This window comes from Roseibium limicola, from assembly GCF_017313085.1.
In the GTDB taxonomy this organism is placed as follows: domain Bacteria; phylum Pseudomonadota; class Alphaproteobacteria; order Rhizobiales; family Stappiaceae; genus Roseibium; species Roseibium limicola.
In genome coordinates this window covers 468,306-487,027 of the sequence record NZ_JAFLNF010000001.1, presented here as the reverse complement: position 1 = coordinate 487,027, position 18,722 = coordinate 468,306, and the positions used below count along the sequence as shown (strand labels likewise).

General features: G+C 58.4%; 17 protein-coding genes. 15 read left to right on the top strand and 2 right to left on the bottom strand.

From position 1 onward, the window contains the following. Nucleotides 1-54: 54 nt before the first annotated feature. The 9 genes from J0X15_RS02110 (at nt 55) to J0X15_RS02070 (ending at nt 10,486) form a co-directional block, all read left to right on the top strand. The gene (locus J0X15_RS02110) at nt 55-975 is read left to right on the top strand and encodes a sugar ABC transporter substrate-binding protein (RefSeq protein ID WP_206937844.1); all 921 of its coding nucleotides are present in this window, start codon (nt 55-57) and stop codon (nt 973-975) included. Nucleotides 976-1,047: 72 nt separating this feature from the next. Next, nucleotides 1,048-2,154, top strand: coding sequence for an ABC transporter permease (locus tag J0X15_RS02105; protein WP_331461863.1), 1,107 nt, complete (start codon nt 1,048-1,050; stop codon nt 2,152-2,154). Nucleotides 2,155-2,215: 61 nt separating this feature from the next. After that, nucleotides 2,216-2,974, top strand: a complete 759-nt coding sequence (locus J0X15_RS02100; protein ID WP_231710272.1) for an ATP-binding cassette domain-containing protein — start codon at nt 2,216-2,218, stop codon at nt 2,972-2,974. A gap of 97 nt (nt 2,975-3,071) precedes the next feature. Beyond that, a complete protein-coding gene (locus J0X15_RS02095) occupies nt 3,072-4,190 on the top strand; it encodes a Gfo/Idh/MocA family protein (RefSeq protein ID WP_331461862.1) in 1,119 nt (372 codons plus the stop codon). After that, nucleotides 4,180-6,108 (top strand): bifunctional 5-dehydro-2-deoxygluconokinase/5-dehydro-2-deoxyphosphogluconate aldolase, encoded by a 1,929-nt coding sequence (locus tag J0X15_RS02090; protein ID WP_206937840.1) that lies wholly within the window; start codon nt 4,180-4,182, stop codon nt 6,106-6,108. The genes J0X15_RS02095 and J0X15_RS02090 overlap by 11 nt, the downstream gene beginning before the upstream one ends. Continuing rightward, the gene (gene iolD / locus J0X15_RS02085) at nt 6,108-7,949 is read left to right on the top strand and encodes a 3D-(3,5/4)-trihydroxycyclohexane-1,2-dione acylhydrolase (decyclizing) (protein WP_206937839.1); all 1,842 of its coding nucleotides are present in this window, start codon (nt 6,108-6,110) and stop codon (nt 7,947-7,949) included. The genes J0X15_RS02090 and iolD overlap by 1 nt, the downstream gene beginning before the upstream one ends. A 25-nt stretch (nt 7,950-7,974) precedes the next feature. Further along, the gene (gene iolE, locus J0X15_RS02080) at nt 7,975-8,871 is read left to right on the top strand and encodes a myo-inosose-2 dehydratase (RefSeq protein WP_206937838.1); all 897 of its coding nucleotides are present in this window, start codon (nt 7,975-7,977) and stop codon (nt 8,869-8,871) included. 11 nt (nt 8,872-8,882) lie between these two features. Next, nucleotides 8,883-9,677 (top strand): 5-deoxy-glucuronate isomerase, encoded by a 795-nt coding sequence (gene iolB / locus J0X15_RS02075; RefSeq protein ID WP_206937837.1) that lies wholly within the window; start codon nt 8,883-8,885, stop codon nt 9,675-9,677. 29 nt (nt 9,678-9,706) lie between these two features. Continuing rightward, nucleotides 9,707-10,486, top strand: a complete 780-nt coding sequence (locus tag J0X15_RS02070) for a TIM barrel protein (RefSeq protein WP_206937836.1) — start codon at nt 9,707-9,709, stop codon at nt 10,484-10,486. 14 nt (nt 10,487-10,500) lie between these two features. Here the strand turns inward: J0X15_RS02070 and J0X15_RS02065 are convergent, their stop codons facing one another. After that, entirely contained in the window at nt 10,501-11,208 is a 708-nt protein-coding gene (locus J0X15_RS02065) for a FadR/GntR family transcriptional regulator (protein ID WP_206937835.1), read from the bottom strand. A 239-nt stretch (nt 11,209-11,447) separates the two neighbouring features. On the opposite strand from J0X15_RS02065, the gene J0X15_RS02060 reads away from it, so the two are divergent. From J0X15_RS02060 to J0X15_RS02040, 5 genes are all read left to right on the top strand, one after another. Further along, nucleotides 11,448-12,452: a TRAP transporter substrate-binding protein gene (locus J0X15_RS02060; protein WP_206937833.1), complete on the top strand. Its 1,005-nt coding sequence runs from the start codon at nt 11,448-11,450 to the stop codon at nt 12,450-12,452. Nucleotides 12,453-12,543: 91 nt separating this feature from the next. Next, nucleotides 12,544-13,065 carry a TRAP transporter small permease gene (locus J0X15_RS02055; RefSeq protein WP_206937831.1) on the top strand — a complete coding sequence of 174 codons (522 nt, stop codon included), beginning with the start codon at nt 12,544-12,546 and terminating at the stop codon, nt 13,063-13,065. A 2-nt stretch (nt 13,066-13,067) separates the two neighbouring features. Further along, entirely contained in the window at nt 13,068-14,348 is a 1,281-nt protein-coding gene (locus tag J0X15_RS02050) for a TRAP transporter large permease (RefSeq protein ID WP_206937829.1), read from the top strand. Nucleotides 14,349-14,373: 25 nt separating this feature from the next. Beyond that, entirely contained in the window at nt 14,374-15,093 is a 720-nt protein-coding gene (locus J0X15_RS02045) for a ribonuclease activity regulator RraA (RefSeq protein WP_206937827.1), read from the top strand. Nucleotides 15,094-15,130: 37 nt separating this feature from the next. Further along, on the top strand, nt 15,131-15,880 hold the full coding sequence (locus J0X15_RS02040) for an SDR family NAD(P)-dependent oxidoreductase (protein WP_231710240.1): 750 nt from the start codon (nt 15,131-15,133) through the stop codon (nt 15,878-15,880). Between the two features lie 118 nt (nt 15,881-15,998). Here J0X15_RS02040 and J0X15_RS02035 read toward each other — a convergent pair whose 3' ends face one another. Continuing rightward, the gene (locus tag J0X15_RS02035) at nt 15,999-16,877 is read right to left on the bottom strand and encodes a LysR family transcriptional regulator (RefSeq protein ID WP_206937823.1); all 879 of its coding nucleotides are present in this window, start codon (nt 16,875-16,877) and stop codon (nt 15,999-16,001) included. Between the two features lie 192 nt (nt 16,878-17,069). On the opposite strand from J0X15_RS02035, the gene J0X15_RS02030 reads away from it, so the two are divergent. Next, a complete protein-coding gene (locus J0X15_RS02030; protein WP_206937821.1) occupies nt 17,070-18,695 on the top strand; it encodes a GMC family oxidoreductase in 1,626 nt (541 codons plus the stop codon). Nucleotides 18,696-18,722 lie beyond the last annotated feature (27 nt).

Here is an 18,722-nt window from a genome sequence, read left to right as displayed (position 1 = left end):
CGAACCGGTGCGGCGTTGAGCCGTGCTGATGACTGAAAACTTTGGGAGGAATTTATGAAGAACTTTCTAGCAGGTATTGCGACTGCTGCGATGGTGGCTGTAGCGACCCCGGCAATGGCCACGGACATTATCGTCGTGGCCCATGGGCAGGCGAATGATCCATTCTGGTCCGTCGTCAAGAACGGCGTAGAAAAGGCTGCGGAGCATACCGGTGCCAATGTCGATTATCGGTCGCCCGAGACTTTCGACATGGTTGCCATGTCCCAGCTGATTGATGCTGCCGTCAACCAGGAGCCGGATGGCCTTGTCGTCTCCATTCCGGATGCTGACGCACTCGGGCCGTCAATCGAGCGTGCAGTTGCAGCGGGTATTCCGGTCATCTCGATCAACTCGGGCTCCGATGTCTCCAAGCAGCTGGGTGCTCTGCTGCATGTCGGACAGGATGAGTTTGATGCCGGTAAAGCAGCCGGAGAAAAGCTTGCTTCCATGGGAGGCACCAAGGGCATCTGCGTCAACCAGGAGGTTGGCAACGTCTCTCTCGATCTGCGCTGTGAAGGCTTCGCGGAAGGTTTTGGCGGCAGTTCCAGCGTTCTGCCAACATCCAATGACCCGGCAGAAGTGGAGTCCAAGGTCCGTGCAGCACTCGATGCCGACGAAGAAATCGACACCGTTATGGCACTTGGCGCATCGACGGCCGGCGAGCCGTCTGTCGCAGCCGTCAAGGCCATCGGCCGCGACATTCACGTCGGAACTTTCGACATGTCGGCTGGCTTCCTGCAGTCGATTGTTGATGGCGATGCCGCCTTTGCACTCGATCAGCAGCAGTTCCTGCAGGGCTATCTCGCTGTGAACTTCCTCGCGTTGCATGCCGAGTATGGGCTGATGCCGGGTGGCAACGTGGCGTCCGGTCCGAACCTGATCACAGCTGAAAAGGCTGCTCAGGTGGTCGAGCTTTCCGCTCAGGGCATCCGTTGATCGGTTGAATTGAGGGACAATGATCGGAGTGGCGCAACCAAGCGCCACTCCGATTAAAAAAGGGAGGCAAACGTGAACGATACCCCGGAATTCGTAGCCGACGAACGGCTCAAGCCCGAACCATTCATTGCACGTCTGATGAAGCGGCCCGAATTGGGCGCTATCGCTGGTGCGGTTTTGGTGACCCTGTTCTTTCTGGCGACCGCCGACAGCTCAATGTTCACGCTCGCCGGGGTGATGAACTTCATGACCCCTGCAGCGCAACTCGGCATTCTGGCCATTGGTGCGGCCATGCTGATGATTGGCGGTGAGTTCGATCTATCCATTGGCTCCATGGTGGCATTTGCTGGGTTGTTTTTCGGTGTCTGCAGTGTGACCTGGGGCCTGCCGCTGATCATTGCCATTCCCATGACGCTGGTTTTTGCCGGGATGGTTGGCGCGATCAACGGGGTGATCGTAATCCGCTCCGGCCTGCCGTCTTTCATCGTGACGCTGGCGTTTCTGTTCATTCTCCGCGGCCTCTCCTTGGTTGGCCTGAAGTTGGCCACCGGTGGCTCCACGCAGTTGCGCGGTGTTCGTGATGCCGTCGAGGGGGACTGGCTTGCGCCGTTCTTCTCCGGCGACGCATTTCAGGGGCTGTTTGCCAGCCTTGCGTCCAGCGGCCTCATCGACAGTTTCAAGAATGGATCCCCGAAGGTGCCCGGCATTCCGGTGGAAATCCTGTGGTTCCTGGTGATCGCAGCGCTGGCCACTTATGTCTTGTTGCGCACGCCTGCCGGAAACTGGATCTTCGCGGCTGGTGGAGATTCCAACGCGGCATCAAACTCCGGTGTGCCTGTTGCTCGGGTGAAGATCTCGCTCTTCGTGCTGACCGCCTGCTGCGCGGCGCTGGTCGCAATCATCACCGTAATGGATGCGGGCTCCACGGATGCCCGCCGAGGTTTTCAGAAAGAGTTCGAAGCGATCATTGCAGCGGTCATCGGCGGATGTCTTCTGACTGGCGGTTATGGCTCGGCAATCGGTGCTTTCTTCGGTGCGATCATCTTCGGCATGGTTGTGATCGGCCTGACCTACACGAATTTCGATCAGGACTGGTTCCAGGTGTTCCTTGGGGGAATGCTGTTGATCGCCGTTCTCTTCAACAACGCTATTCGCAAGCGCGTGACAGGGGAGCGTTGAGATGAGCAATGACAGCACGTTCCACCACGGGGATGCTCCCAAAACTGCACCGATCATTCAGATGAACGGGATCGAGAAGCATTTCGGCAACATCATCGCTCTCGCGGGGGTTAGCTTCGATGTTCGCCCCGGCGAGTGCCACTGCCTTCTGGGCGATAATGGCGCCGGAAAATCGACGTTCATCAAGACTATGTCCGGCGTCCACAAGCCAACCAAAGGTACGATTACCTTTGAGGGCAAACCCTTATCCTTTGACAGCCCGCGCGACGCCATGGAAGCGGGGATTGCCACCGTGTTCCAGGATCTGGCGATGATCCCGCTGATGAGTGTCACCCGCAACTTCTTCATGGGACGAGAGCCGACCAGGGGACGGGGCTTACTGAAGCGTTTCGACACTCAACGGGCGAATGAGATCACCATCGAAGAGATGCGGAAGATGGGCATCAACCTTCGCGGGCCTGATCAGGCAGTCGGCACACTGTCGGGTGGAGAAAGGCAAACTGTTGCCATTGCGCGTGCGGTTTTCTTCGGCGCCAAGGTCCTCATCCTGGATGAACCGACGTCGGCTCTCGGAGTTCGGCAAACCTCCAACGTTCTGGCGACCATCGACCGCGTACGCAAGCAGGGGATCGGTGTGGTCTTCATTTCTCACAACGTTCGGCATGCCTTGGCCGTGGGGGACCGGTTTACGGTTCTCAATCGCGGCAAAACACTGGGCACTGCCAAGCGCGGCGAGATCACGCCTTCCGAGTTGCAAGATCTGATGGCCGGTGGTCAGGAGCTTGCGCAGCTCGGGGGTTCCCTCGGCGGAACGGTCTGATATCGAGAAGGCCCGCCGTGCCTTGGCGGTCCATCTCCAGCTCAAAAGTCTGACCTGGCCTCTGACAAAACGCAAACCTGGTTCGCACATGTACAAGATGCCCCAATCCTCCCTTGGCGTGGCCCTGATCGGCACTGGCTTTATGGGCAAGTGTCACGCCATGGCCTGGAACAACATCGCCACTGTCTTCGGTGGGGCGCGGCCGCGCCTCGAAGTGCTGTGTGATGTCAGCGATGAGGCGGCGCGCACGCACGCCAATCAGTTTGGATTTTCGCGGGCCAGCTCAGATTGGCAAGCTGCGGTCACAGATCGGGCCGTGGATGTTGTGTCGATCACCACGCCAAATGGTTTGCATCGGGAGATGGCAGAAGCCGCTCTGAAGGCCGGCAAGCACGTCTGGTTGGAAAAGCCGATGGCTCTGACGCTTTCAGATGCCAAGGCGATGTCTGACCTTGCTTCCGAGTGCCGGGGGCAGGCGACAATGCTTGGCTACAATTATCTGCGCAATCCGGCATTTCAGTCCGCCTGCAGGATGGTGAGGGACGGGGACATCGGCAAGCTTCTCTCCTTTCGTGGAGTGTACGACGAAGACTATTCCGCTGACCCTTCCCTCCCCTGGAGTTGGCGGATGACCCACGAGGCAGGCGGCCTGGGGGCCTTGGGCGATCTGGGCTGCCACCTCGTGAGTCATATGCTGGCCCTGATGGGGCCCGTGCAAGAGCTGACCGCTATGACGCAGATTGCCGTGCCTCATCGGCCTTCCCCGCAAGGCGTCAAGGCGGTTGAGAATGAAGACAGTGCACTTGCCCTCCTGCGGTTTGTCTCCGGTGCACAAGGGTCTTTCGCGACGTCGCGGGTGGCGCGGGGGCGCAAGTGCCGCCTGCAATGGGAGGTTCATGGAACGGAGGGCACGCTGGTGTTCGACCAGGAGAACATGAACGAGCTGTGGGTTCACAAGGCAGGGGAGGCGGGCTTTACACGTCACCTGTCCGGGCCTGAGCAGCCTGACTTTGCAGCCTTTTGTCCCGCTCCGGGGCATAACTTCGGTTTCAACGAACAAAAGACAATTGAGGCGCGCGACCTGTGCTCAGCCATTGCCGGAGGGAAGGCTGTAGGGCCCGACTTTGCGCAAGGCTACGAGATCGAGCGGATCATTCACGCAATGGCCGGATCCAATGGGATGCCGGTGACGATTGGACAGGACAATGACCGGTAAAACACTCGACGTCATCACCATTGGGCGCGCCGGAGTGGACCTTTATGGCTCACAGGTCGGTGGCCGTCTGGAGGACATGGGGTCCTTTGACAAGTATATCGGCGGCTCTCCGACGAACATGGCCTGCGGCACGGCACGGCTTGGCCTCAAGTCCGGGCTCATCAGCCGCGTCGGCGACGAGCATATGGGGCGCTTCATTTTGGAGGAGCTGCAACGCCACGGGGTGAATGTCTCCGGTGTGAAGACCGACCCGGAGCGGCTGACGGCGCTGGTCATCCTCGGCATCCGTGACGAGGAGAAGTTTCCGCTGATTTTCTACCGGGAAAATTGCGCCGACATGGCGCTCTGCGAAGACGACATAGATGCGGACTTCATCCGGTCGGCCCGCTCGGTCGTGGCGACTGGCACACACCTCAGCCATCCCAAGACAGAGAAGGCCGTACTTAAGGCGCTGCGCATCGCGCGGGAAAGCGGCCTGAAGACCGCGCTCGATATCGATTACCGTCCAAACCTTTGGGGCGTGGCCGGCCATGGTGACGGCGAAAGCCGCTTTGTCGCCTCTCAAAAAGTAACGTCAAAATTGCAAGAGACGCTGCATTATTTCGATGTGATCGTCGGGACCGAAGAAGAGTTTCACATCGCTGGCGGATCCACGGATACGCTGACGGCCCTGCGGGCTGTGCGTCAGGTCTCGAAAGCGACGTTGGTGTGCAAGCGCGGACCGATGGGGGCTGCGGCCTTTGAAGGGGCCATCCCGGACGATCTTGATCAGGGCGTTAGTGGTCCGGGGTTCCCGATCGAAGTGTTCAATGTTCTGGGAGCTGGAGATGGCTTCATGTCCGGTCTTTTGAAAGGCTGGCTGGATGGAGAAGACTGGCCTGTCACGCTGAAATACGCCAACGCCTGTGGCGCCTTCGCGGTGTCGCGACATGGCTGTACGCCCGCTTACCCCAGCTGGAAGGAGCTCCAATTCTTTTTCAAGCGTGGTGTCGTCCGCAAGGACCTGCGCAATGATACAGAACTTGAGCAGATCCACTGGGCAACCAACCGCCATGGGGATTGGTCGAGCGTTCGTACCTTTGCCTTCGACCACCGGGTCCAACTGGAGCAGATGGACGGCTATACCCTGGAAAAAGCCGGGCGGTTCAAGGAACTCTGTCTGGATGCTGCGCTGCGTGTGCAGGACGGCCGCTCCGGCTATGGAATTCTCTGCGACAACCGCATTGGCCGAGCGGCGTTGCATCGGGCTTCCGGGTCGGGCCTGTGGATCGGCCGTCCAACGGAGCTGCCGGGATCGCGGCCGATCGAACTTGAGCCTGAGCTCGGCCCAGACTGTGGCCAGCTGAAGGAGTGGGCTCGTGAGAATGTGGTGAAGCTTCTGGTGTTCTGTCACCCGGAGGACGATGACGAAACCCGGCAACAGCAGGAACAGACGGTTCACCGGCTGTTCACGGCGGCGCGCCGCAACAGGCTGGAGTTTCTGCTCGAAATCATTCCTTCCAAGGTGGGACATGTCGACAACCACACCAATGCCAAGCTCATTCGGCAGTTTTATGCAGCGGGGGTCTATCCGGACTGGTGGAAGCTCGAGCCGTCGGTCAGTGCCGAGGCGTGGCAGCAGACAATCAACGCCATTGAGGAAAATGATCCGAACACTCGCGGCATCGTCGTACTGGGACTTGATGCGCCGGAAGACGAACTGGCAGCCTCGTTTGAGGTCGCTGCAGGCTTTCCCTTGGTCAAGGGGTTTGCGGTCGGGCGGACGATCTTCGGCGATGCGGCGCGGGCCTGGCTCAAGGGCGAGATGAACGATGCTGCTGCTGTCGACCTGATGGCGGAGCGCTTTGCACGGCTAAGCTCGCTTTGGGATACGGCACGGGCAAAGGCTGAGTGGCCACGTAATCAAGGGGGATTGTGATGACCGAAACGGTCCGACTGACAGCGGCTCAAGCCATGGTCAAATGGCTTGCAGCGCAATTGACCGAAGAAGGCGATCGCTTCATCGACGGTATCTGGGGTATTTTCGGACACGGAAATGTGGCGGGTCTGGGCGAGGCGCTTGAAAAGGCGCAGCAGGACTTCCCCACCTGGCGCGGTCAGAATGAGCAGACTATGGCCCATGCCGCCATTGCCTATGCCAAGGCCAAGAAACGCACCCGCGCCATGGCGATCACCTCCTCCATCGGTCCTGGTGCAACCAACATGATTACGGCCGCCGCTCTGGCGCATGTGAACCGGCTTCCAATTCTTCTTATTCCCGGGGATATCTTTGCCAACCGACGTCCGGACCCGGTGCTGCAGCAGGTGGAGCATGTCGAGGACGGCACGGTTTCTGCCAACGACTGTTTCCGGCCAGTATCGCGATACTTTGACCGGATCACTCGGCCTGAGCACTTGCTGACCTGTCTTCCGCGCGCACTAGCGACCATGACCGACCCGGCGACTTGCGGACCCGTAACGCTGTCCTTCTGCCAGGATGTCCAGACCGAGGCTTTCGATTATCCGGTGGCGTTTTTCGAGCCGAGAACCTGGTTCATCCGACGCCCACATGCCGATGCGCGGGAGCTGGAGGCGGTTGTCGGCCTGTTGAAGGCGGCCAAATCACCCGTGATCGTCGCCGGTGGTGGCGTGATCTATTCTCAGGCTGAAGAGGTGCTTGCGGCCTTTGCTTCCAAGCATGGTATTCCGGTGATCGAAACCCAGGCGGGCAAGTCGGCACTGGCCCAAGCACATCCGATGAATTTCGGGGCTGCCGGTGTTGATGGATCTGCGGCGGCGAATGCAGTCGCGGAAGCGGCCGATCTGATCATTGGTGTTGGCACACGGTTTCAGGATTTCACCACCGGCTCATGGGCCCTGTTCAAACATCCGACCCGCAGGCTGGTGTCGATCAATGTTGCTGCCTACGACGCCATGAAGCACGGCGCCGTGCCGGTGATGGGCGATGCCAAGGTCACGCTGGAAGCGATTTCGTCAGCCTTGGGCGATCATCAAGCGGCTGGTTTCGATGCGCAGGTACGGGCGGACTGGCTTGCAGCGGTCACCGAGCATTGCCGGGATCGCAAGGTGTCGGAGGGCGAACGCCCGATGGATTGCGAGGTGATCGGTGCCGTTCAACGCGCGACTGGCGAAGATGCCATCGCGATGTGTGCGGCCGGCACCATGCCCGGTGCGCTGAAGCTTTTGTGGCAGCCGTCGCAAGGTGGCTACCACATGGAATACGGCTTCAGCTGCATGGGCTATGAAATTGCCGGGGCCATGGGGGTCAAACTGGCGTTGCCGGACCGTGAGGTGATCTGTTTCGTCGGTGATGGCTCCTACATGATGGCCAACTCGGAACTGGCGACGGCTGTGATGCGCAAGGTGCCTTTCACGGTGGTGCTGACGGACAACCGTGGATATGGGTGCATCAACCGGTTGCAGCAGGGATGCGGCGGTGAGGAATTCAACAACCTCTACAAGGATTGCAACGTCGAGCAACAGCCGCAAATAGACTATGTCGCGCATGCGGCGTCGATGGGTGCGCAGGCGGTCAAGGCCGAAAGCATCGCGGATCTGGAAACTCAGATCAGGCTGGCTAAAGGCCGGGATATCCCCACGGTGATCGTCATCGAGACAGACCCGAGTGAAGGTCCGGGCTTTGGCACGGCCGGGCACTGGTGGGATGTTGCGGTGCCAGAGGTCGGTGAAACCAGCAAGCTCAAGGCTGCTTATGCAGCCTATCTCGACAACAAGCAGCGCCAGCAATTGGTGAACTGAGCCTTCGCATTCGGAGAGAAAAACAATGATTCAATTCGGCACGAACCCCATTGCCTGGGCGAATGACGATGACCAGTCGCTTGGCGTTGATATTCCGACAGAGCGTATTCTAGATGAAGCCGGCCGCCTGATCGGTTTTGACGGCATCGAGAACGGCCACCGCTGGCCGCAGGATGACCCGGAAGCGCTGAAGCAACTGCTGGCGAGCCATGGCTTGAAGTTCATCTCGGGCTGGCATTCGCTGAATCTGCTGGCGCATTTCGTTGAAGATGAAAAGCGGGCGATTCAACCGCATCTCGACAAGTTGAAGCACAACGGTTGCAAGGTCTGTATCGTCTGCGAGACGTCCAACTCGGTCCAGGGATTGGCAAAGCCATTGTCGACGCGACCAACGCTGGCTGCCGAGGGCATGAAGGCCTTTGGCAAAAAGGTCGAGGAGGTCGCCCAGTTTTGCGCCGATCAAGGTATTGATCTGGTGTATCACCATCACATGGGCACTGTGGTTCAGAGCTCTGAGGATATTGACGCCTTCATGGCAGCAACCGGCCCGGCGACCAAGCTGCTTTTCGATGCAGGCCATTGTTATTTCGCTGGTGGCGAACCGGCCACCGTTCTGGCAAAGCATATTGATCGGGTTCGGCATTTCCACGCCAAGAACGTCCGAAATGAGATCCGTACGCGTGTCGAGCGGGAGGGGCTGTCCTTCATGGACGGCGTGCGCGCCGGTGTGTTCACGGTTCCAGGAGATCAGGAAGGAACGGTGGACTTCTCGCCTCTGCTGAAGATCCTGGCTGACAATGGCTACGAAGGCTGGATCGTTATCGAGGCGGAACAGGACCCGGACGCGCGCAACCCGCTTTTATACCAGACGCTTGGACTGCACACTTTGAAACGCATCGCCCGTGAAACCGGTTTGAACTGAGGAAATTTCTCATGCCCGATCTCTTGAAACGTCCCTTTGGCACCCATGGAAAAGTGCATCAGATCACACCTGAAAGTGCTGGATGGCGCTATGTCGGTTTTGACCTTCACAGACTGAGGGCAGGCGAGAGCGTTTCCGATGTGACCGGCACCAATGAAGTGATCCTGGTGATGGTTGAGGGCAAGGCGACGTTCGATGCCGCTGGACAGCAGTGGGGGGAATTGGGTGAGCGGATGAACGTGTTTGAAAAGACACCGCCGCATTGTCTGTATGTGCCGAATGATCAGGAGTGGACTGCCAGCGCCACAACGGATTGTACGTTGGCGGTCTGCAAGGCACCTGGAAAATCCGGACACGAAGCCCGGCGGATCGGACCGGATGGCATTTCCCTGACCCAGCGCGGCGAGGGGAGCAACACCCGTTTCATCAACAACATCGCGATGGAGAATGAAGACTATTGCGACGCACTTCTGGTGACAGAAGTTTTTACGCCGGCAGGGAATTGGTCGTCTTATCCGAGCCACCGCCACGATGAGGATGATTTCCCCCGGATCACCTATCTGGAAGAGACCTATTATCACCGACTGAACCCGGCCAATGGTTTCGGCATTCAGCGCGTCTACACCGATGATCTCCAGCTGAATGAAACGATGACGGTGCACGACCATGACGTGGTCTGCGTGCCACGTGGACATCACCCCTGCGGCGCGCCTCACGGGTTTGAGATGTACTATCTCAATGTGATGGCCGGGCCCTTGCGCAAATGGCGGTTCGTTGCCGCGCCAAATGTCGAACACATGATGTAGGGCGCGACGCCCGCAAATCGGAGACCAGAATGCCTCAGGCTTTTCAACTCGCCGTCTGTGCTGAAATGCTGTGGCTCGACAAGCCTATCGAGTGGCGAGCGGCCCGTTTGACTGAACAAGGGCTCGGGGTCGGTCTGTGGAATTTTCCCGCTCATGACCTCGGCAAGCTTGAGAAGGTCGGGGCAGATTACACGATCATGAATGGCTACCTTGAAGGTCGGCTCGCCGATGCGGATGGCGCGGCGATGCTTCTGAAATCGGCGCGTGAGACCGCGCAGGTCGGAAAGCGGCTGGGGGTCGATCGGCTCAACCTTCACGGAACGGGGCTGGGCGACGGCGGGATCCCCATCTGGCAACATCAGGTGGTGACAGGTGAGATGTGGCTGAGAGCCCGCGACACCCTCAACCGGATCTGTGATCTGGCTGAGGAGGAAGGTGTGGTCTTCGTGCTTGAAAACCTCAACCCGATGGATCATCCGGGCTGCCCATTCGGGTCTACAGCCGATGTTCTGGCGCTGGTTTCGTCCATTGACCGGGCCCACTTGCGGATCAATCTGGATCTGTATCACACTCAGATCGGCGACGGGGACCTGCTGCGCTGGTGCGAGAAGTGCCTGCCGTGGATTGGAGAAGTTCAGGTCGCCGACAATCCGGGTCGGCTTGAACCGGGCACTGGGGAGATCAACTACCCCGGCATTGCCAAGAGGCTGGCCAACATGGGCTATGCCGGGCCGGTGGCCCTGGAATCCTGGGCCCAGGCAGACAGCGATGCCGCTGTTGACGCTTTCGTCAAAGCTTTCAGCCTCTGATCCGTTGGGCAGGGCTATTCCTTGAGGATCATGAACCGGTCTTCACTGGCCTTGAGGTGCTGGCGCATGGCGGATCGGGATTTTTCCGGGTCCTGCTCGCGGATTGCTTCGACCAGCTGTCGGTGCTCGTCTTCAAGGGCATTCAATTGGTCGAGCCGACGCGACTGCTCCCCACCGTAGAGGGATCGCGGAGCGTTAACGGTGACCTGGCGCGATATGTAATCCAGGAATTCCAGGTAAAAGCGGTTATTCGTCGCCTCAGCAATCCTTCGATGGAGTTCGAAGTCCTTTTCAGATGCGCCACTGTTGTTGCGGAGGGCTTCCTTGAAATCGTGAAAGGCTTCCTGAATGCGCTCGTTCTGTGCGGGCGAGCGTCGTAGGGCCGCCAGTCCAGCCGCCTCAATTTCAACCCCTTTTCGCAGTTCCAGAAGCTCTAAGAGATCAGATCTCTTCTGAAGGTTATCTGGCAGGAAAGGGATCTTCATTTCAGGTGTTGTCTGTGAACAGACAAAGGCGCCCACGCCGTGCTTGATCTCAATCAGCCCCTCAGCGCGCAATTGGGCCAGTGCCTCGCGTACGACCGTGCGGCTTACACCATATGTGGAAACGAGGTCCTTCTCACGAGGCAGTTTTTCGCCAACGTGGTAAGCACCGCCACGGATCTTATCGCCAAGATTTGTTTGAATTTTTTCCGTCAACGACATGTTTTGTGGAGCGCTCATCCGGGTCATGTCAAACAACGGAGAACCATCTCCGTCATTTCCCTGAGGCGCCCATCCTCCTTAGTCTTTATCGAGTCACTCCCGACGCTGGCTGCAGAATAAGACAAACGGGCCAGAAAAAGGAAGCCTGAAAGTCCCTTGCGCATTTTTAGATATAATATCTCTTGATGAAGAAATCAAAATGAGATTATATCTCTTTGCGCTTTTGGAGGGCGCGTTGTTTTTTCTGGGAGGAACCTATGACTTCGATTTCATCACTCTCCGGCCTGGCCCGGGTCAGTGCCGTAGCTCTGGCTCTGGCGTTGCCGTCGAGCTTCACAAGTGTTGCGCAAGCCGCTGACTGGCGCGGATGGAACATCCATGTCGAGGACTATCCGGTGTCGCATGGCATGGAGCAGTTCATGGCCGAGGTCAGCGAGAAGACCGAAGGCCGCATTGCGGGCAAGGTCTATCATGCCGGTGTTCTGGGCTCGCAGCCGGATGCCATTGAGCAAGTCCGCTTGGGGATCATTAATTTCGGCGTCTTCAGTCTCGGGCCGATGGGTCAGGCTGTGCCGGAAGCCAATGTGGTGTCGCTTCCGTTCATCTTTAAAAGTGTCGATCAGATGTATCGGCTGATGGACGGCGACGCAGGTGCGGCAATCGACGCCGGATTGCAGAAAAAGGGAATTGTGGCCCTTGGCTGGTATGACGCCGGCGCACGGTCATTCTACAACTCGCGGCAGCCGATCAACACGCCTGCGGATGTCGAAGGACTCAAGGTCCGGGTCATGAACAACGATCTCTTTGTTGGCATGATCGAATCCCTGGGCGGAAACGCCACGCCGATGGCCTTTGCGGAAGTCTATCAATCGCTGAAGACGGGCGTTGTCGACGGCGCGGAAAACAATCCGCCATCCTATGAGTCCACAAATCACTACGAAGTGGCGAAGTACTACTCCATCTCCGAGCACCTGATCATTCCAGAGTGTTTGTGCATGAGCAAGAAGACCTTCGACAGCCTGTCTGAGGAAGATCAAGCGATCGTCCTGGCAGCTGGCAAGGCGAGCGCGGAGCTCGAGCGTCAGCTGTGGGGCGAGCGTGAGAAGAAGAGCATGGAAACCGTTCTGGCTGGTGGTACGCAGGTCAACCAGATCGCAGACAAGGCTCCGTTTCAGGCAGCCATGGCGCCGGTTTACGACAAGTTCCTGGCCGAGAACCCCGACCTGACTGACCTGGTTAATCTCATCCGTAACGCGGACTGAGGCTCCCGTTAGCCAAGTCGGTTGAGGCGACCTGTGGCGAGTGCGCGCGCCACAGGTCATTTGCCGGTATCATGTAGGGAACATATCCAAAATGTCTCATTCCACTGGTGCTGTGGCTCGAGCTCTGAACGCGTTGAGCAATCTCTGCCTTCTCGCAAGCTCTTGTTCACTGGTTTTGCTCGTGGTCGTCTTCGGATGGCTGGTTTTCGGACGCTACGTTCTCAACGTAACGCCGACCTGGGTCGAGCAATTGTCGCTTCTGCTCGTCGGCTACATAACGTTTGTCGGCAGTGCGACGGTCGTCCATGAGGACAGTCATCTCGGGGTGACACTCTTTCGCGACATGCTGGGGAGCCCTGGGCGCGAAATTGCAACGGCGCTCGCCGATTTCATTTTGGCCGGGTTCGGTCTGGTGATGGCGTTTGCCTGCATCGACCTGATGCAGTTCGGCTGGTCAACGAAGCTGCCGATGCTCAACGTGCCGGAGAGCCTCAGAACCTTGCCGGCATTTCTGTGCGGCGCCTTCACCTTTGTTTTCGCCGGAGCGCGCGGCGGACGGCAAATTCTTCTCCTGCTGTCGTCATCTGACACACACGAAAATAGGAGCCTTTGATCATGGGACTTGCCATTCTGCTCGGCATTTTCAGTGGCTGCCTGTTTCTCGGTGTGCCCGTCGCTTTCGCCATGGGGATCGCAGCTGCTTCCGCTTTCTTTTATGAAGGCTTTCCGCTGCTGATCACCTTTCAGCGGACCATCTCCGGAATTTCGGTTTTCTCACTGCTCGCCATTCCCTTCTTTGTTTTTGCCGGTGAGATCATGCTGCACGGCGGCATCGCGGCGCGGCTGGTTCGCTTTGCCTCGACGCTGGTCGGACATGCCCGTGGCGGATTGGCGTCGGTCAACATTTTCTCCAGCATGCTGTTCGGCGGCATTTCCGGGTCCGCAGTGGCTGACATTTCTGCGCTCGGCTCGCTGCTTATCCCGGTGATGAAGGAAAAAGGCTATAGTGGCGACTATGCGGTCAACGTAACCGTGACCTCATCGATTGCCGGTATCGTTATTCCGCCAAGCCACAACATGATCATCTTTGCGGTGGCGGCCGGCGGTGGGATCTCCATCTCCAAGCTTTTCCTCGCAGGTGTGGTTCCGGGAATTCTGATGTGCGTCTGTCTGGCGATCGCGGCTTATGCGGTTGCGATCAAACGGAAATATCCTGCGGAGCCGTTTCCGGGGTGGCGTGCGGTAGTTGTCGCAGGTGCTGCCGCCATCCCAGGGTTGATCACGGCTGTCATCATCGTTGGCGGTGTCCTCTCCGGCATCTTCACGGTGACTGAGTCCGGTGCGTTCGGCGCAATTTACGCATTGCTGCTGACGGTCTTTGCCTATCGGTCGCTGTCGTGGCGGGCCTTCGTTACGGCGGTAACCTCGGCGGTGCGCACAACCTCGATGGTGATGATCCTCATCGGGTTCGCAAGCGCCTTCGCCTATCTTCTGGCGCTGTATCAGGTGCCGACGCTTCTGACCAATCTGCTTGTCACAATTTCCGATAATCCCATCATCATTCTGCTGATGATCAATGTCATGCTTTTGATGCTGGGCATGATCATGGACATGGCGGCGCTGATCCTGATCTGCACGCCTATTTTCCTGCCGATTGCCAGGGAGATCGGAATGGATCCGATCCAGTTCGGCATAATGATGCTGGTCAATCTGGGGCTGGGCTTGTGTACGCCGCCGGTGGGAAGCTGCCTGTTTGTCGGCTGTGCTGTCGGCAAGGTGAAGATAGAGCAGGCCCTGAAGACCATCTGGCCGTTTTATCTGGCACTGTTAATGGCCTTGCTGCTCGTCACCTATGTGCCGGCAATCTCTCTGACATTGCCCGCTCTTTTTGACTGAAATTTCTAAGAAGAAGGAATTCAAAATGCGGACATCCGTCGAAAACCTGTCTGAGGATATTTTGAATGTCTTCAAGGCAGCTTCCACGCCGAGCATTGCTACTCTTCTCTACAAGCGTGGGCTTCGCACCAACTTCGTCCAAGGGGTTGGGCGGTTGGGGGGCGACAGGCCCAACATGGTCGGCCAGGCCTTCACCCTGCGCTATATTCCGGCACGGGAAGATCTGAATCAGCTGGAGGTCTTCCGTGACCCGGGCCATCCTCAGCGGGTTGCGGTGGAAACCGTGCCTCCGGGCCATGTTCTGGTGATGGACTGCCGCGGGGATGCGACTGCGGCCTCCGCGGGGGGCATTCTGGCCAAACGCCTCGAGTACCGTGGTTGTGCCGGGATCGTGACAGATGGGGGGCTGCGCGATACGCGTGAGATCAGTGGCCTGTCGATGCCGGCCTATTGTGCGGCCGCCTCGGCACCCACCAATCTGACCAAGCACCACGCCATCGATCTGAACGTGCCGATCGGATGCGGCACGGCACCGGTCTTTCCAGGTGATCTGATGGTCGGCGACGCAGATGGGGTGATCGTCATCCCGTTACACCTGGCGGAGGAAATCGCCGCGGAAATCCAGGGCATGGAGGCCTTCGAGGCCTTCGTGCTGGACGAGGTTGCCAACGGCGCGAGTATCATCGGGCTCTATCCGCCGAATGCGGAAACCAGGGCACGTTTCGAAGCACAGTCAAAAGTTTGAACACATCGACACAAAGGGTTCGAGTATGGATATCTCCATGAAAGACAAAGTCGTTCTGATCACCGGCGCCAGCACCGGCATTGGCGCTGCCGCAGCAAAGGCGTTTGCCGCGCGTGGGGCAAAGGTTGCAATCAACTACGCCAGCAGCGCCAACAAGGCCGAAGAAGTGCGAGCCGACATTCTCGCAGCCAACGGCGAAGCCGAGTTGTTTCAGTCGGACGTCAGCACAACGGCAAATGCAGGCGGTCTGGTTGAGGCTGTTGTTGCCCGCTTTGGCAAGCTTGATGTGCTGGTCTGCAATGCGGGCGGACTTGTCGGACGTAAGGGGCTGGTCGAGATCACGGACGCTTTTTACGATGAAGTGATTGACCTCAATGTCCGGTCTGTCGTCGCGACATGTGCTGCAGCCATTCCGCATCTTGAAAAATCCAAGGGCAATGTGATCGTGACCGGCTCGGTTGCAGCACAGCTTGGCGGTGGTGCAGGGGCTAGTCTTTATGCCGCGTCGAAAGCGGCTGTGCAGAACCTGGTCAAGACATATGCCAAGGAGCACGCGGGCAAGGGTATCCGCTTCAACATCGTATCGCCGGGAACCATCTACACCCTGTTCCACCAGAAGCATACGAAGCCGGAAGTGCTGGAGGGGATTGCCAAGACCATTCCACTGGGCCGACTGGGCACGCCGGAAGACTGTGCTGGTGCTTATCTGTTCCTGGCATCCGATGAGTTGGCGGGCTATCTGACCGGCCAGACAATTGAGGTCAATGGCGGCCAGTTCATGCCGTAATGTTGACCTTCAATTTGGGTCACAGAGCCAAATCAATGCTATGAAACACACTGATGCCTCCCGCTTTTGCGGCGAGGCATTCGTTGTTTCTGGGGGGTACCGAGAAGTATGCGAGCTGCTACTGGAAGGACGTCATCCAGGTCTGGAATTTGACAAGCTCTTCGCGGTCCAGGTCGTTGTGCTTGATTGCCAGAAAGTAGGATTGCCGCATGGGCAGTCGGTACTCGAAGGGGGAAACCAGCAGGCCGCTATCGATGTATTGCTGGGCGAAGCTTTCATGGATGATCGCGGCGCCGGTGCCACTGGCAATCAATTGCAGCGCGATGAGAGCGGAATCAGCCTTTGTGCTGCTGGCGGGAAGCGGCAGGTTCAGCCCGAAGTGCTCGGATAGGCGCACCCATTCGATTTCCGATCCGATGACCTGCACAACATCTGATGCGGCGACCTTCTCGATCGTCAGCGGCGAGCCGAGAGACTTGGCAAAATCCGGGTGACACACGACGGTCGCGAACTCATGACTGAGTTTCCAGCAGGTCTGATTATCCCAGTCTCCCATTCCATACCGAATATCGGCATCAATCGTGCTTTCGGTCATCGGGTCCGACCAGACGGCGGTGGACAACTCTACCTCGATGTCAGGGTGAAGCTTCTGAAATTCATGCAGTCGTGGCGCCAGAATGAGGGCGGCATAAGAGATCGAGGCACGCACCCGCAGCCGCTTCTTGCGGTTGACCTGAAACAGTCCTTGCGTGGCGTGCTGCATTTCCTGGAAGGACTTGCGGATCGGCTGGGAATAGGCCTGACCGAGATCCGTTAGAGACACACCGCGAGCACGTCGCTTGAACAGTTGCACCCCCAAATGGTCTTCCAGCAGGCGTATCTGATGGCTGACGGCAGCCGGCGTGAGGTTCAGCTCTTCCGCTGCCGCCGAAAAGCTGCTGTGCCGGGCGGCGGCTTCAAAAGATCTGAGCCAAATGACATGCGGGAGTTTTGTCATGGACCTGTACCGAGAGTGCCGGACCGGGCCCGGAAATTAGATCTTTACGCAGACTGGAGCCTAACTCCAGCCGTATCAAGTGGGGTAAGTTGCAAAATTAATCACCCCTTAGACCCAAGAGCGATTGTTTGCGATAGGTGGGGCAATCGTCGTTTTCTAAGCTGGAATTCACTCTCAGGCTTGGGCGGAAAGATGGACGACGCGAGCTTCGACTACATCATTGTTGGTGCAGGATCCGCTGGCTGCGTCCTGGCTGAGGGCCTCAGCGCGAGCGGGAAGTTCAAGGTTCTGCTGTTGGAAGCTGGTGGCTCCGACGCGCAATTCTGGATCAAAGTCCCGATCGGCTATGGCGTCAATTTCAAGAACGCTCGCATCAACTGGGGCTACCATGCGCAACCGGACCCACAGTTGAACGCCAGGTCCGTCTATTGGCCGCGCGGTCGGGTGATCGGAGGGTCCAGCTCAATCAATGCGATGGCTTATGTCCGGGGCCTGCCGCAGGACTTTGACGATTGGGAAAATGCCGGTGCGGCCGGCTGGGGCTGGACCAGCGTCAAATCCGCCTATGAGGCGCTTGAGACCCACAGTGAGTTGACAGAACACGGCAGGCGGGTTCAGCGCGGGAGTGGGCCGCTGTGGGTGAGTGATCTCAGCGATCAGATGAACCCGTTTTCCAGGCACTTCCTGCAAGCAGCTGAAGAGGCGGGCTGGCCGGTTCTTGCCAACCTCAACGGCTCCGCTGTCAACGGGCTCTCCTACTACAGAAGCACCGTTCGTAACGGGCTTCGGTTCTCAGCGGCGGATGCCTTCCTCAGACCGGCACTCAAACGCCCCAACCTCACGGTGGTCTCGAATGCACTGGTTGAAAAACTGGTGGTGGCGGATGGCCGGGCGATTGGCGTGCGTTACCGGGTTGGCGACAAGGCTCTGACCGCACGCGCAGAAGGGGAAGTCATCGTCAGCGCGGGGGCCATCAACTCGCCGCAGATCCTGCAATTGTCTGGTCTTGGACCTGTTGACGTGTTGCGGGCCGCCGGTGTGAAAGTGCAGGAGGAACTACCGCAAGTTGGCAAGGGACTGCAGGATCATCTGGCAGTTTCCTATCAGTTCGGGGCAACCGAGCCGACGCTGAACAACATTTTCAGGAGTCCTCTGCAGCGGATGATGGCTGGAGTTCAGTATGCGCTTATGCGGCGCGGGCCGTTGAGCGTGCCTGTCAACCAGGTCGGCGGGTTCGTGCGCACAGGCGAAGGCGAGGGCGTGCCGAATGTGCAGATCTTCTGCAATCCGGCGAACTATCATGTGAACGCCGAGGGAAAGACAATTCTCGCAAGCGCACCGGGCTATATTCTCTCTGCTCAGCCGTGCCGTCCAACCAGTCGGGGCGAGATCAGGATTGCGTCCTCCTCACCTGCAGACGCACCTTTGATCGTGCCCAACTCGCTGGCAACCGAAGAGGATCGCCACGCAGCCTTGCAAGCGACCAAGGCAGTGCGGATGCTGGCTGAAACGAAAAGCCTGCGCGATGTGACAAGGGGGCGAGGGACACCAGACCCGATCACGATGAGCGACGACGCGCTGATGGAAGACTTCAAGGCACGGGCGTCGACCGTGTTTCATCCAACATGCACCTGCCGGATGGGGCGAAATGCGGCGGATTCGGTGCTGGACAGCGAACTGAAGGTTCACGGCGTCAAAGGCTTGAGGGTGGTCGATGCGTCGGCTTTTCCGAATATCACATCCGGCAACACAAATGCCCCGACGATGATGTTGGCGGCTCGTGCGGTTCAACACATTCTCCGCAGTGCGCGCGCCTAGCGCTGCCGCAACCAGGAAGGAAACGTG